This is a genomic window from uncultured Gimesia sp. (assembly GCF_937919775.1).
GTDB lineage: Bacteria > Planctomycetota > Planctomycetia > Planctomycetales > Planctomycetaceae > Gimesia.
This window is the reverse complement of the sequence record NZ_CALFPF010000068.1, coordinates 1-14457: the sequence shown is the minus strand read 5'-3', so window position 1 is coordinate 14457 and position 14457 is coordinate 1. Positions and strand designations below refer to the sequence as shown.

Annotated in this window: 9 protein-coding genes and 1 pseudogene; 6 read left to right on the top strand and 4 right to left on the bottom strand. The window is 50.9% G+C overall.

Annotated features, from left to right (window positions below):
- Both Q0294_RS01835 and cmk read left to right on the top strand, forming a co-directional pair.
- Positions 1 to 2882 (top strand): hypothetical protein (locus Q0294_RS01835; protein ID WP_299460277.1); only part of this gene is annotated, 2882 nt, incomplete at its 5' end.
- A gap of 3 nt (positions 2883 to 2885) precedes the next feature.
- Complete coding sequence (cmk, locus tag Q0294_RS01830; RefSeq protein ID WP_299460274.1) at positions 2886 to 3548, top strand: (d)CMP kinase; 663 nt, start codon at positions 2886 to 2888, stop codon at positions 3546 to 3548.
- On the opposite strand, the gene Q0294_RS01825 is transcribed toward cmk, so the two are convergent.
- Together Q0294_RS01825 and Q0294_RS01820 are read right to left on the bottom strand one after the other, a co-directional pair.
- Complete coding sequence (locus tag Q0294_RS01825; protein WP_299460272.1) at positions 3549 to 4697, bottom strand: hypothetical protein; 1149 nt, start codon at positions 4695 to 4697, stop codon at positions 3549 to 3551.
- A gap of 239 nt (positions 4698 to 4936) precedes the next feature.
- On the bottom strand, positions 4937 to 6331 hold the full coding sequence (locus tag Q0294_RS01820) for a sigma-54 dependent transcriptional regulator (protein WP_299460268.1): 1395 nt from the start codon (positions 6329 to 6331) through the stop codon (positions 4937 to 4939).
- A 1086-nt stretch (positions 6332 to 7417) separates the two neighbouring features.
- On the opposite strand from Q0294_RS01820, the gene Q0294_RS01815 reads away from it, so the two are divergent.
- Genes Q0294_RS01815 through Q0294_RS01805 form a run of 3 tightly spaced genes read left to right on the top strand, consistent with a single transcriptional unit; the run spans position 7418 to position 11708 of the window.
- Positions 7418 to 8164 (top strand): metallophosphoesterase family protein, encoded by a 747-nt coding sequence (locus tag Q0294_RS01815; protein ID WP_299460265.1) that lies wholly within the window; start codon positions 7418 to 7420, stop codon positions 8162 to 8164.
- Between the two features lie 2 nt (positions 8165 to 8166).
- Positions 8167 to 10302 (top strand): YidC/Oxa1 family insertase periplasmic-domain containing protein, encoded by a 2136-nt coding sequence (locus tag Q0294_RS01810; protein WP_299460262.1) that lies wholly within the window; start codon positions 8167 to 8169, stop codon positions 10300 to 10302.
- 23 nt (positions 10303 to 10325) lie between these two features.
- Complete coding sequence (locus Q0294_RS01805; protein WP_299460259.1) at positions 10326 to 11708, top strand: GTPase; 1383 nt, start codon at positions 10326 to 10328, stop codon at positions 11706 to 11708.
- 9 nt (positions 11709 to 11717) lie between these two features.
- Here the strand turns inward: Q0294_RS01805 and Q0294_RS01800 are convergent, their stop codons facing one another.
- The gene (locus Q0294_RS01800) at positions 11718 to 13331 is read right to left on the bottom strand and encodes an SLC13 family permease (protein ID WP_299460257.1); all 1614 of its coding nucleotides are present in this window, start codon (positions 13329 to 13331) and stop codon (positions 11718 to 11720) included.
- A gap of 88 nt (positions 13332 to 13419) precedes the next feature.
- A complete protein-coding gene (locus Q0294_RS01795) occupies positions 13420 to 13890 on the bottom strand; it encodes a universal stress protein (RefSeq protein ID WP_299460255.1) in 471 nt (156 codons plus the stop codon).
- A 280-nt stretch (positions 13891 to 14170) separates the two neighbouring features.
- On the opposite strand from Q0294_RS01795, the pseudogene Q0294_RS01790 reads away from it, so the two are divergent.
- Positions 14171 to 14457 (top strand): annotated as a pseudogene (locus Q0294_RS01790) (sugar phosphate isomerase/epimerase); the annotation flags it as partial.

Below are 14457 nucleotides of genomic sequence, written 5' to 3'. Positions count from 1 at the left end.
TTGTAATATTGATTCCCTGCCACAGTCTTGAAGATTTTCCGACGGAACTGGAAGAAAAAGACGCAGAGAGCCTGCTCAATGCCTTTGCGGTGGCCTGGCATCCGGAGCTGTTGGCCTCGTCACGCGTGATACCGAGCTGGCATCGTTCCGATGAGCCGCCTCAGTTTCTGGCCGATCGACTGCTGCTCGTTCCCAAGACGTCCGAAGATTGGCTACCTTACGGCTGGATCGAAGAAGCAGAGTCGAACGGGGCGACGGTTGTCAGTGGAAAAATTCATCGCGCTGAGATGGCAGAGGCGGCTCTTAAGCCATTGCACCCCGAAACCGAAAATGATGCGGAGCCTGTGTTATCTCCCGATCTGGTCGCCGATTTTTATGCGCTGGGACTGTGTTACATTCAGCTCGAATTATTGACGCGGTGTATGCATCACTACAGTAGTCTGGATGAAGCGACGATTCAGCGGGAAGCGATTGCTGCCGCCGATGCTGCCCTGGCAAATGATATCGAAGCCGCCCGGGCCCATTTAAAAGGTTGCTTCGAGGTGCTGCTCGAGAATCGCGAGCGATTTTATCCCATTGATTGTTATTTGATTGACTTGTGCCTCGTCACGCCGGAATGGGCGAACGATTCACTGAAACAGGCAATCGCCGACGAGCGGCCTTTGAACCTGCTGGTCACATCGGATGATCTGGAAGTCATTGCCACTGAAAATCCGGAACTGATCGCACTGCTGGAAAAGAGCTGTCGGGATCAGGAAACCGAAGTGATCGGAGGTGAGCAGGATCAGATTTCCACTCCCGTCGTGCCGGTGGAATCGCTGATCTGGCAGCTTTATTCAGGGACAAACAAGATTCAGGAACTGACCGGACGTGCTCCCACCACCTGGGCCAGACGGCGGTTTGGTCTCGCCTCCGTCCTACCGATGTTACTGCATCGATTCGGATTTCATTCCGCCCTGCACCTGGTACTGGATGATGGCATTTATCCCGATTATGAGCAGAGTAAAATTCACTGGGAAGGCGCGGATGGCACGATCCTCGATGCCTTTTCCCGGATTCCCATGTCTGCGGAAGGTTCAGCCGGTTATCTCCGGTTTCCGCAACGCATGGCCGAGTCGATGGAAGAGGATCAGGTGGGGGCTTTGATGTTTGCCCACTGGCCTGATGTGAAATCTCCCTTTTTTGAAGACTTTAAACGCATTCATCGTTATGCCCCCGTGCTGGGCAGTTTTGTGTTGCTGAATGATTTTTTTCAAAACACGGAATCCTCAGGCAGACACTCCTCGTATGATGCTCGGGAATATTTGTCTCCGTTCCTGAGTCAACTGGTCGCGATGCGAAAGCCCGACCCGCTCAGTCGCTTTATGAATCATTTTCAGAGACACGATGAGTTTACTGCAGGTCGCTGGTTTGATTCGATTGCCAAAGCCCTTTATGGACAAACCATACAAGATGCGGCGCTTTTAAAAGTCGAAAGTGATGTGGAACGCGGTCATCCCGATGCCGCCGAAGAAAATATTCAGCACGCGGTCACTGCGCTGCAGGGCTTTCGTGATGCAGGTGTCGCGAAACTTGCGGAAATCATTCTGCAGGGAGCGGATCAGCAGCAGAATGGCGTGTTACTGCTCAATTCCCTGTCGTTTACCAGAAGAGTGGTGGTTGATCTGCCCGGGTTTGCACATGAACCGGAGGCGCATGACTGCGTCAAAGCGACGCAGTTTGATGAGCGGCAGAAAAAAGCGGTTGTGGAAATCCCCGGTGCCGGTTTTGTCTGGCTGCAGCCTGGGAAGACTCCCGCAGCACCTGCGAAAGTGAATGTGCCGATCGCAGAACCCCTGTTGCTCAGAAATGAATTTTTTGAAGTTCATATTCATGAGGAGACCGGAGGGATTGCGCAGATCAAAGAATACGGTCGTAAACCGAATCGCTTGAGCCAGCAACTCGCGTATCGATTTCCTTATCAGCGTAATATTTCCAGGCCTGATTCTTCAGGCGGCTGGGATAATAAAACTCCGTATTCCGCCATTCGGGGCGTGAAAGTGGAACTGACCTGCTCGGGACCCGGTATGGGAGAAATTATCACGACGGGCGAAATTTATGATCAGATCAGTCAAAACACTCTGGCAACGTTTCGGCAGACCTTCCAGCTCTGGCGTGGACGTCCCGTTCTGGATGTGAAAATTGAACTCGACGTGCAGACGATGCCCGACGGCAATCCCTGGGATCACTATTATGCAGCCCGTTTTGCCTGGGGGGACAGCACTGCTTCTCTCACACGTTCCCTGCTGGAAAGTGCGCATGCATTTCAGGGAGAACGATTTGAAAGTCCGCATTATTTTGAGATCGCAGAGGGGGAAGAACGGGTCACCATTTTGAATCATGGTTTGCCCTTTCACCGTAAAACGGGGCCGCGGATGCTCGACAGTATGCTGATTGTGGAAGGGGAAACCAGACGCGAATTTGCATTCTCGATTGCCGTGAACCAGAACTTTCCGATGCAGATGGCGAAGAATGTGATGGTTCCTGCCGGTCAGTTTTCCAGTCCCCTCGGGCCTCCCCGCATGGGGGAAACAGGCTGGTTGTTTCATGTGGCTGCCAGCAATGTTCAAATTACCCGCGTGATGGATCTGATGTCTCCTGAACCGGATTCACCGGATGTCGAGACGCGTGTGCGGACCGGTTTTGCCGTGCGGTTGATTGAAACGGAAGGCGTGCACCGTTCGGTCAAATTGCGCTGCTGGAAATCGCCGGTCAGTGCCAGGCAGCGCAATTTTCATGGGAAAACGATTGTGGAACTTCCCGTTGAAGAAGATGCGGTTCTGGTTGAGATGTCGCAATACGAAATTGCTGAGATAGAAATTCTGTTTGAGGAGCAGCCGTAACAGATGATCGTGACGATTGATGGCCCTGCGGGATCGGGAAAAAGCACTGCGGCGCGCGGTTTGTCCCAGCGTCTGGGATTTGAATTTCTTGATACCGGCGCCATGTATCGTTGTGTGGCGCTGGCTGTGGTGCAGCAAAACGTTGATCCGGCAGACGAGCAGGCAGTCGCATCAGTCAGCCAGCAGATTCAAATTACATTTTCCGATGCCAAAGTGCTGCTGGATGGGGAGGATGTCTCTCTGGAAATCCGCACGCCGGAAGTGACGGAAGCCGCCTCCCTGGTGGCACAGTATCCTGCTGTCAGAGAGGAACTCGTCCATCTGCAGCGTCAGGCGGCAGCGGATATTGATATTGTCAGTGAAGGCCGTGATCAGGGAACGGTGGTTTTTCCAGATGCCTTCTGCAAGTTTTTTCTGGTCGCCGATCCGGAGGAACGAGCCCGTCGCAGGCAGGATGAACTGCAGGCACAAGGGAAGGACGTCACCTGTGAAGAGATCCTGCAGCAGATTTATGAACGAGATCAACGTGATGAACAACGCATCGTCGCCCCGCTGAAGCCGGCCGACGATGCGGTTGAAATCAATACTTCCACTTTGACAATCGATGAAGTGTTAGATCAACTGGAACAGATTGTTCGCACGCGAATCAATTCCGTCGCTCATTGATCAGAACTGCAGCGTTAAAGTCGCCGTCGTGCGGCTGTCCATCAGATCTTTTCGACCCGTGATGGGAAATTCCCAGACGCCGGCGAGAGACAGACAGCTGTTGAGGCGGTAGTTGGCACCAATGGCAGTGGAGATGAAATTATTTCCTGCCACACTTGAGGAGCCCAGATTAATCCAGTCTCCCCCTTCGATGCTCAAAGGCAGTGCCTGACCGCTTTTGGTATAGACAATTCCGTTCAATTCAGCCACTGCGGAGAGTTTACTGGTGATGGGGTGATCGTAGTGCACGCTGTAATAAATCGACTGCGATTCTTCAGCCGTGTCGCCGGGAACATGATAACCGGTGGAAGCAATCAGGTGTCCGTTACCAATTTGTTTACCCACAGACAGATAGGGAGTCCAGACACTGTCGCCGTTCCCCTGAAAGACGCGCGAACTTCCGTTGGTGGCTTCATAGATCAAACCGCCTGAGAGCAGAAACTGATTCTCGACGTCCCTGATGAGTACGTACTTCAACCCGAGCCCGATATCGGACCAGCCTTGGGAGTTGCCGACCCCCCTTGTCTGTAATGTGTTGTATCCGTCTTTGACGGCAATAATGGAGAGGCGTTCGTTTAACGCAATTCCCAACTGCAGGGCGTAGACCTGTAAATCCCCTGCTCCGAGAACGGGAGTCTGGGCACTAATCATCTGATTGATAAAAACACCGCGAACATAAGTCAATGATCGGGGATCGATCGACCAGACGGGGTTACTGACAGGCATCACAAAGTCGTCAAAACAACGATCGCTGGGAAATTTATTCAGCAAGGGAATGCGATCGCAGAGCGTGCAGGCATTGCAACTGCATGCCTCACAGTTACAGGCAGATTGGCTGTTGCAGGTAGCAGAAGGACAATTCTGCTCTGTGAAATAGGCAGTGGGTTGCTCGGCTGGTGTCTGGATCAACTGGTTGTCCGCGTCCGTGGGAAGATTCGAACCAGCAGGCAGGTCTGAGACGCCAGGCGCCGGTGCTGGCTCTGGTTCCAGAACTCCATTTGAGAATACGTCCTCGATTGTCTGAGGCTGAACTGGCGGCCCTTCGGCGTAAATTGCCGAACCAATCAGGTTGCATGAAACTGTGGTCAGTACAATCAGCGCGAACCTCATGTTTTTTCCCCCCGGAAATGAGATAGTGGAGCGTTTTATCGCCTGTGAATCGAGTAAATCCATTTAGTCTTGCCAGTTGTATCGACAAATAAGATTTGGAAGAATAGGTGTATAAAATGAAGTTTATCCGTTTTGCGAATTTGAATGGAAATACTGCAGGGGAAAGGTTTAGCAATAAAAAAGGATGCACGTCTGTTCGACGTGCATCCTGATAAAACAAATCAGAGCGAATATGCTGATTAGTGCATCAACTGTTTTTCGAAATCGATGTCGTATTTTTTCATTTTCTTGTAGAGCGTGGTGCGGTTAATCCCCAGGGCCTGGGCCGTGTTTTGTCGATTCCAGCCGTTGGATTCCAGTGCTTCAATAATGATTTGACGTTCGGGATTGGCCAAAGCGGTTTTCAGTGACCCATTCCGCAGGCGGCTGTCTGTCGGCAGGGAGTATGACTGTTCCAGACGAAGCTGTTCGGGAAGATCGTGAATGCGGATGTAATCTCCTTTTGTCAGCACAACCGAACGTTCAATCACATTGATGAGTTCACGCACATTTCCCGGCCAGGGATATTTCAGCATGGCCTGCATGGCAGACGCATCAAAGCCTTTGATCGATTTGCCAATTTGTTCATTGTAAATCCTGAGGTAATGCTCGACCAGTAAAGGAATGTCGCTCATACGTTCCCGCAGTGCCGGCTGCGTCAAGGTGATCACATTGATGCGGTAATAGAGGTCCTGTCTGAATTCCCCTTTGGCTACCATCTCTTCCAGATTTTGATTGGTCGCCAGAATCAGACGAATATCAACCGTTTGAGTTTTGTTATCGCCGACGGCTTCAAATTCACGGTCCTGCAAAACGCGTAATAATTTTACCTGCAGGCTGGGAGAAGAGGTAGCAATTTCGTCCAGAAACAGAGTCCCGCCATCTGCCAGCAGGAACTTGCCGATTTTATCGTGAGACGCGCCCGTAAAAGAGCCGGCCTTGTGGCCGAATAATTCACTTTCCAGCAGGCTGTCAGGCAGAGCCCCACAGGCGACTTCCACAAATGGCTTGTTGCAACGGTCGCTGAGCTGATGAATCGCGCGTGCGGTCATCGTCTTGCCGGTACCATTCTCTCCCAGAATCAGGACGGTGGTCCGGGTTTCAGCGACGCTTTCGATCAGATCAAACATTTTCTGCATTTTATAGTCCTGGCCAACAATGTTCGCCAGACCATACCGCTGATCAAGTTGTGCTCTGAGAGATTTATTTTCTTCGACGACTTTTCTCTGATCCAGGCAGCGTTCGATGGCCAGGCTGAGTTCTTCATCAATGACAGGTTTGGTCAGATATTCGAACGCGCCGAGTTGAATTGCTTCGACGGCACTTTCAATCGTTCCGTATCCCGTCAACATAATGACGGCAGTCGCCGGTGCGTTTTCGCGCACCCATTCCAGTAAATGAAAACCATCCTGGTCTGGTAAGTTGACATCACAGACGACAACCTGAAATGGGAATTCTTTCAATCGTTCGATTGCATCCAGACAGGTGAGTGATGTTTCCGTGCGATGCCCCAGACTTCTTAAATAGTCTGCCATTGCTTCCAGAATATATTGATCGTCGTCAACTACCAGTAATGATCCCGAATTTGTCTTCATTGAATATGTCTCGCCCAAAGGTGCATGTTACGCTGCAATCGTCGTACAGCTGAATCAGTTATTAATTACATGGAATGTGTCTCTCGAATTTACAGTTCGCAACTGCAAATCAGTTTGTTACTCAACCCAAAATCAATCGTTGATTTTGACTGAGAAACCTGCTGGATCAGCGATTCCCTCGAAACAAAAGAGGTCATCATCCAGGCTCTCATGCCGGACAGAACAGTGACCGCGTTGATCAACGTTCTCGCCAGACAGTGAAACCGGGAGGCAAATATTAATGAAGGGATATGAAAACATAGGACACGAGTTTCGATCAGGCAACATGCGAGAGACGTAACCTGTGGTTTTTGAGAATCAGACGTTGCAGAAATTCGGAAAATGAATCGAAAAACGTGGTTAAATGACCACATGGATTGCGTTGCCGCAGCAATCGGGAATCAGTGGTGTCGATTATGAGAATTTTAATGTCCTGTCACCAGGCTCCGCAGCACTGCAGAATTCGTAGAAATCCTGTAACTGGCAAGCATGGAATAACTGGTTCGGGAGACATTAAATCTCCTGATTTGCCGAGATTGACAATAATTGTCTCAATCTTCGGGGGGGCGATCAGCAGATAAGTCTGATAAGGGGCGCGATTTAATGGTCGGGCTCCCCTCATCAGTTCCAGACAGCTCTCTCTGGCAGCTGAAACTGGTTTTCGACTGGAATCGGCAATACAACTCAAGATTTCGCGCCGGATAACGAATGATAACTGTAAACAGAGCCTTGAGATGGTGCCCTTGTACTGCTACTATTGGGACTTTGGTGGAAAGATTCCAGACGATCGCACGGAAACGCTGCGGTCTTTGATCTCATTTCTGTGGGATCAAGCGACTCAAAGGGCACTATTTTTAATCAGCTCAATTTCGAATCTGGTAGCAGAAATAGACAGGTGTCCCAGTATGATTCTCAATCGATCTTCCCAACTCAGGGTGTTTTGTTTATTGAAGATAGCCTCTTGTGTTTAGGCTCCTCAAATGATTACGACCGTGGTTTTGTCTGTATAATATAGGAAGCCCGGTAACAGAAAGTGGGAGTTGTCAGTTGTTAAGAGCGATCATAAGTGATATTCACGGTAATCTCGAAGCGTTAGAAGCTGTCCTGGCTGATATTGACCGCCGTGGAATCAGTGAGATTTATTGCCTGGGAGATATTATCGGTTATGGACCTAACCCGCGGGAATGTATCGATCTGGTCCGCAAACTTTGTAAAAAATCTCTCCTGGGAAATCATGATCAGGCGGCATTGTTTGATCCTGAAGGTTTCAATGCAGGAGCAGAACGCGCCATCTTCTGGACACGACGGATGCTGGAAACCGGCGATGCGTCGAAGAACCAGGATCGCTGGGATTTTCTGGGGGAACTTCCCCGTATGATTCGTGAAGAAAAACTTTTGTTTGTTCACGGCTCAGCCCGCAATCCGCTGAATGAATATGTTTTTCCGGAAGACATCTATAATCAGCGAAAAATGGAACGCATCTTCGGTCTGGTAGACCAGTACTGTTTTCAGGGGCATACCCATATTCCCGGAATCTTTACGGAAAGCATGAATTTTCTTGCACCGGATGAAATCGAAGCCGTTTACCCTTTCGGACCGGAAAAATTTCTCGTGAATGTGGGTTCGGTCGGTCAGCCTCGCGATGCGGATAATCGATCTTCCTACGTCATTATTGATGATGAAAAAGTCAGCTTCTGCCGCGTCGAATACGATTTTACGACGACTGCTGAAAAGATTTATGAAATTCCTGATTTAGATAACTTCTTGGGCGATCGTCTTCGAGACGGCCGATAACAATGGAACAAAAACGACTCTTACTATTCGTCACTCTGTCTGCAACGGTTTTGTTTGCCTGGCAGCTCTTCGTAATGCCTGTCATTGCCCCTCCCCAGATTCCTGTGGCCCCAAAGGCAGCACCAAATGCTGCGCAGGATCTGCAAGATGCGGATCAACCTCTCGTTGCTAAAAAACCGTTTGAGGATGAGGCTGGCGCGAAACAGAAGGTTCCCGAACAACCGGAAATCAAAAAAGCAGAGATTCTCAAGAATCCGCGTCGCACGATTATTCTCGGTTCACTCGATCCGGACTCTGGTTATTTCCTGCAGGTGGCAATTACGTCAGAAGGCGCCTCGCTGGTTGAGGCACAACTGAATGACCCGCTCTATCGAGAGTTAACGGGGCAAAAACTGCCTTTAAAAGTGCTGGATGAAGCCATCTCGGGCAAGGAAATCAAGCGTACTCTGGAATTAGACAGCGAACTGCTGGATGCAAAATTGGCACCGTTAAGAACAGACAGTCGCAAGGTAAACTGGAAAGTGCTGGAACTGGTCAAGGATCCGAGTGATCCGAAGGTATTTCAGTCGGTGCGCCTCGGTTTGACAGCCCCGGATGGCAGTATCGAGATTCAAAAACAATTCAGCCTCAAGAAATATCCGATTCCGGTAGACAGAGATTTTCGTGAATTTCGCGATACCGAACAGGCCGGTTATCTGGTGCACTTTGCCGTGAAAGTCATCAATCACAGTGCCGAATTGCAGAAGCTGGATTATCATCTTCTCGGTCCTGTGGGTATCCCGCTCGAAAATGCAGACAACACCCGTAAATTCCGCGATGTCCGCATTGGCTTTCTGCAGGATGACAGTCTGAAGATTAAGACGGAGACACTAACCGCCCCTACTATTATTGATGAAGTGAATGCCAAGAAGGTCGAAAAGTTAACTCGCGCTTTTCAGTTCGCGGGAGCGGATATTCAATATTTTGCCGCGCTGCTGACTCCGGAGGGTAAGAACTACAAACCTGAACTGATCGATGGTGAAATGCGTTCGAATTATTCTTCGAGCATTGAGCCCGTTCTGATCAGTCGCTCCGTCAAAGATGAAGCCCAGAGCAGTGTCACCATCCAGATCAACTCACGTGAGATGGAACTGGCCTCCGGTGCGGAAGAGACGCATGGTTACGCCATGTATACCGGCCCCAAGCGGGAGTCGTTACTCGGTCCGCCTCTGAAAGCGACCGAAATTATGGACCTTGGTATTTTCGGTCCGGTGGCCCAGTTGATGTTGTGGTTACTGACGACATTACATGGCATCGGTTTGTCGTACGGGCTCGCCATTATTGGTCTGACGATTATGGTGCGAGGCAGCCTGTATCCCCTGTCGCGCAAGCAGGCTGTGGGCGCCCAGAAAATGAAAGAGCTGCAGCCTCAGATCGTCGAACTGAAAAAGAAATACGCAGACGATCGCGAAAAGCTCGGCCGGGCGCAAATGGAGTTGTTCAGCAAAAACAATTACAATCCGCTGGCAGGTTGTCTGCCGATTTTCTTACAACTGCCGATTTTCTTTGGTCTGTATACCGCTTTAAACAATGCCGTCCAGTTACGGGGAACACCGTTCCTCTGGGTGGATAACCTGGCAGCTCCTGACGCCTTGTTTCAGCTCCCCTTCGCCATTCCGTTTCTCGGCGATACCTTCAACCTGTTGCCGCTGGTAACGGTGGGGCTGTTTGTCGTGCAGCAGAAATTGTTCATGCCACCACCGACTGACAAAGATCAGGAACTGCAGCACAAAATCATGAATTACATGATGATTGCCATGGGTTTCATGTTTTATCGTGTTCCTGCAGGGCTTTGTGTTTACTTTATTGCTTCCAGTCTCTGGGGGATCTGCGAACGGAAACTGCTGGATTTCCAGTCCAAAAGACGTCCGGCTCCAACAACCACAGAAGACTCCAACATCATTGAAGTCAAAGCGGAGTCGAAAAGAAGCCAGAAAAAAGACGCTTCCAGCAATGACGAGCCGGAGAAAAAAGGCTGGTTTGCCCGGTTGCAGGCCATCGCAGATCAGGCACAGACTCAGGCTGCTCTGAATGATAAGAAGCAGCAGCAAAACCCCCGCAACAAAGATGCGGGTAAGAAGTCCAAAAAACGTCGATAGCAAAGATTCCCAAGAGACGCGGCATGAATCTGCAATTTGACGATACGATTGTTGCGCTGGCTTCTGCCCCCGGAAGCGGGGCCGCGGGCATCATTCGCATTAGTGGCACGGAGATTCTTTCCTGTCTGTCGGCCTGTTTCGAATCGAGCAGTGCCTGGCAGGATTCGCGCACCGCAGTCCGTCATACCGGACTGTTAAAATTAACCGGCTCAGCGCTGAAACTGCCGGGGGCTCTGTACTATTGGCCGACCGCCCGCAGTTTTACCGGGCAGCCTCTGGCTGAATTTCATACGATCAGTGCCCCGCCGCTACTGGAATCGGCTATCGAATATCTGGCAGCACATGGCGCCCGCATGGCTCGTCCCGGCGAATTCACATTACGCGCATTTCTCGCCGGGCGAGTGGATCTGGTACAGGCGGAAGCCATTCTCGGCGTGATTGATGCCTATGATCATGAAGAGCTCAACCTGGCACTCAGTCAGCTTGCAGGAGGCGTCTCGACCCGCATCGGTGAGGCCCGCATGGATCTGCTGGAGTTGCTTTCCGAACTGGAAGCAGGCCTGGATTTTGTGGAAGAAGACATTGAATTTATTGACCGCGAGACACTGGTCTCCCGCCTGCAGCAGATTCGCACGTTTTGCGAACAGCTTTATGAAGATTCCTCCCAGCGGATGGAATCGACGGGCAACCTGTCACTGGTGCTGGCCGGACTGCCCAACGCCGGCAAGAGCACGCTGTATAATGCCCTCGTCGGTGATACACAGGCCGCTTTAGTCTCTGATGTGGAAGGGACGACCCGTGACTATCTGGTGACGCATTTAAACTGGGATGGCCAGCCGCTTCAATTAATCGACACCGCCGGCATGGAATCGGGGGCGCATGAAATTTCGGTCAGTGCGCAGAACTTTCGCCAACAGCGCGTGACGCAAGCCGACTTGGTGGTCTGGTGCACGGCCGCCGATCTGAAGCCGGAATGGGCAAACCTCGATCGAGTACAACGCGAACAATTATCCGCATCTCAAAACGTGCTGCTGATCAAAACGAAAACCGATCTCTCCCCTGCACTGTCTGCAAGTGGTCGATCTCATGAATATGACGTCGAGCTGAGTGCCTTTGACGGGGCCGGCCTGGAGACCCTGAAGCGACAAATTTTAGCGCGTTTGTCAGAATACCGTCGCGGCAGCAAACTGTTGATTGGTTCGACGGCGTCCCGTTGTCGGGAAAGCCTGAGATCAGCCGGTCACTCATTACAGGCTGCAGAAGAGGCGGCCTCTCTGAAATTAGGAGAGGAACTGGTGGCGATTGAAATTCGCGAAGCCCTGCAGCATCTCGGACATATTGTCGGTCAGGTTTATACCGATGACATTCTGGATCGCATTTTCAGTAAATTCTGCATCGGCAAATAAATCGTCAAGTTAAGGCTTACGCTGATAGATCCACTCGGGGGCTTTTCCTGATTCAATTCCCAGTTGGGGGATGAAGTACAACAGCATAAATGCGGTCAGCAGAAACACACCAATCAGATTCAGGATGATGCCGTACTTCAGCATATCGGACATCTTGATTTTTCCGGAGGCGAAGACAATTGCATTCGGGGGCGTGGCAATCGGCATGGTGAACGCACAACTGGCAGAGATCGCAGCGGGAATCATAATCAGCCGCGGATCAATACCCAGGCTGACCGCGGTGGCGGCCAGAATCGGCAGCACGGTATTCACGGTCGCGATATTCGAAGTGAATTCGGTCAGAAACGTCAGCATCAGGCAGGCCGCAAAAATCAGTGCCCAGGGAGGCCAGCCTTCGATGAACTGCGAGAAAATGTGGCCGACCCAGCCCGACAAGTCGGTCGTTCGAAACGCGCCAGCAATCGCGAATCCGCCACCAATCAAGAGCAGCACACCCCAAGGCAGCCGCTCCGCCGTTTCCCAGTCCATCAGATATTCCGTATTGCCCTGCGCTGACTTCTGGGCGGGAATGGCAAACATCAGAATGGCCATTCCCATCGCCACGGTTGAATCATCAACCCATCCGGAAGCGTTTTCTACTGCAATACCCCAGCGTGTGAGAAAGTGAATCGGCAGTTGTTCCCAACCGGCGATCAGTTCGTGACTCCCGAAGATCAAGGGCTTGCGGGTGATCCACAGGAGCGCGGTGGTGGCAAAAATGACCAGCATCAGAACCTCCGGCCGCGTGGGACGGCCCAGCTTCCGAATGTGATCGCTGATAATCGCTTGTGAGGACTCACGCGAATTGGATAAACGAGGCATCTTCCAGCAGAGTACGACCCAGGTCAGTAGTAAAAACGTCACGCCAAAAGGGACCACCATCAGCATCCACTCCCCTGCCGACAATTGAGGCCCCTGGGGGAATTGCGCCAGCCAGATTTGCTGAAAGGCAATATTTGTCGGAGTGCCGATCAGTGTGGTCACACCCCCGATACTGGCGGAATACGCAATTCCCAGCAGTAAAGCGACGGAAAAATGACGGAGGCCTTCCGCTGAATCGTCGGGAGACTCCAGCATGGTTAATTCTGTGATCGAGCCAATGATCGCCATGCCGATCGGCAGCATCAGCAAAGTGGATGCGGTATTGCTGATCCACATCGACAGGAAGCCGGTGGCGAATAAAAAGCCCAGCACCACGCGGCGGGGACTGGAACCGATGACATTAATGATATGCAGGGCAATCCGCCGATGCACGCCCCATTTTTCGATCCCCAGAGCGATCATGAAGCCGCCCATGTAGAGAAAGATGTTCTGATTAATATATGACTGGCTGACGGTTTTTGGATCCTGGATCCCGAAAACCGGAAACGCAAATAAAGGAATTAAACTGGTGACCGCAATCGGCAGTGCCTGAGTCATCCAGAGAACGGCCATCAGGCCGGTGACCGCAGCCAGACGTTGCGCAGCAGGCGACAGCCCTTCTGGCGCAGGCAGATTCAGTATGACCAGAAACAGGATGATACTGAATAGTTTCCCGTAAAAAGGAATGCGGCTTTCAGTCGAATGTGATGAGTCGCCAATCACGAATCGGGAATTCCTGATAGATCTGAATGGATCATTCATTCAGAGAAAGGAGAATGAGAAATGGCACTGAAAAATGACTGCTGACTGATTACTCCAAAGATTCCGGATGAATAAACTGATGCCCTTTCGCCCGAACCGTTAATACAGGGCATGAGGCCTTGCGGACCACTTTTTCAGCAACACTGCCCAGCAGTAAATGAGCGGTAAAAGAGCGGCCGTGTGTGCCCACGACAATCAGATCGATAGCTTCGCGTTTGCTGAATTTCAGGATGTCGACAAACGGGTTGCCATGCACCCAACTGGTTTCAATTTCCAGGCCGACTTTGTCTTCGTCAAGAATCCAGTTGTCGAGCCTTGTTTTGGCAAAGTTCTCAAAGTCTTCTTTGGGAGGCAGTGCATAACTTTCAAACATCGGCATATAGACGATCGGATCTTCGATCACATGCAGCAGATACAGCTTCGCATTGAATTTCCTGGCCAGTTCTACTGCGTACTGGGTCGCCGCCTGTGCTGTTTCACTAAAGTCGGTTGGTATGAGGATTTTTTTGATTTCAATCATGGTTCATTCCTTTTTACATTCAAGGCCGGCTGCATTCGCGATTTTCGCAAGAAGACTCCATTATAGGATGAGTCGGTCTGGAAACAATAGACGGGGGAAGTGGGATCTCTACATTAAGTTGAGTGTTTCTTTAATTTGTAAAGAAATCGAGGTCCTCGTTTGTGAATCAAGGAAAATCTCCTTATGATGAAGACCAATGCCCCATCAAAACGGGGGCTGACAGTAATTGAAAATGGCTCATCGAGAGAATCATAAAAGACCACTTTGCGGAGGCAGGATTATGGAAAAATGGCCCATCGGTGTATTTGCTTCAGTTGATGCAGGCTTGGGTGTGCATCTGGATGTCGTTCAGGAATTGGGAATCCCCACAATTCAGGTTCACGCGCCCCATAAACAAACGCGGACTCCTGAAGCAGCAAAACAGTTTCTGGATCGGTGTACCGCCGCGGGAATCAAAATTACCTGCGTTTTTGGCGGTTTTGACGGGGAAAGTTATGCCGACATTCCGACAACGAAAAAAACCGTCGGTCTGGTCCCCGCAGAGACCCGCGCCGCTCGATTTGAGGA

Bases quoted from the DNA above. Each gene is read 5' to 3' on its own strand.
- cmk (WP_299460274.1), top strand. From the start codon at position 2,886: ATGATCGTGACGATTGATGGCCCTGCGGGATCGGGAAAAAGCACTGCG.
- Q0294_RS01825 (WP_299460272.1), bottom strand. From the start codon at position 4,697: ATGAGGTTCGCGCTGATTGTACTGACCACAGTTTCATGCAACCTGATT.
- Q0294_RS01820 (WP_299460268.1), bottom strand. From the start codon at position 6,331: ATGAAGACAAATTCGGGATCATTACTGGTAGTTGACGACGATCAATAT.
- Q0294_RS01810 (WP_299460262.1), top strand. From the start codon at position 8,167: ATGGAACAAAAACGACTCTTACTATTCGTCACTCTGTCTGCAACGGTT.
- Q0294_RS01805 (WP_299460259.1), top strand. From the start codon at position 10,326: ATGAATCTGCAATTTGACGATACGATTGTTGCGCTGGCTTCTGCCCCC.
- Q0294_RS01795 (WP_299460255.1), bottom strand. From the start codon at position 13,890: ATGATTGAAATCAAAAAAATCCTCATACCAACCGACTTTAGTGAAACA.